This is a genomic window from Mesorhizobium sp. M8A.F.Ca.ET.207.01.1.1 (assembly GCF_004794715.1).
In the GTDB taxonomy this organism is placed as follows: domain Bacteria; phylum Pseudomonadota; class Alphaproteobacteria; order Rhizobiales; family Rhizobiaceae; genus Mesorhizobium.
This window is the reverse complement of sequence record NZ_SRUS01000334.1, coordinates 1-328: the sequence shown is the minus strand read 5'-3', so window position 1 is coordinate 328 and position 328 is coordinate 1. Positions and strand designations below refer to the sequence as shown.

Sequence of the window (328 nt, the reverse complement as noted above, 5' to 3'; positions counted from 1 at the left end):
CGCGTGCTGCCGGCCTGCAGGGGCGCGGGGCGGTCAGCCATGCCTATTCGCGGGGCGATGTGCCGCTGGCGCGCGCACTGCAGGTGGGTGAGGCGCTGGCCACCGCCGGTGTCGCCATCATGAGCAACGCGCCGGGCCATCATCCGTTCCCGCCACTGCGTGCACTGCACGATGCCGGCGTGCGCGTGTTCGCGGGCAATGACAACATCCGTGACTGCTGGTGGCCGTACGGCAACGGCGACCTGCTGCAGCGTGCGATGTTGCTGGGCTACCGCTCGGGCTTCTACACCGATGCCGACCTGATGCTGGCGCTGGACATGGTCACCAC

At 69.5% G+C, this 328-nt stretch carries 1 pseudogene; it reads left to right on the top strand.

Annotated features, from left to right (window positions below):
- Positions 1 to 328, top strand: a pseudogene (locus EN850_RS34800) (metal-dependent hydrolase); the annotation flags it as partial.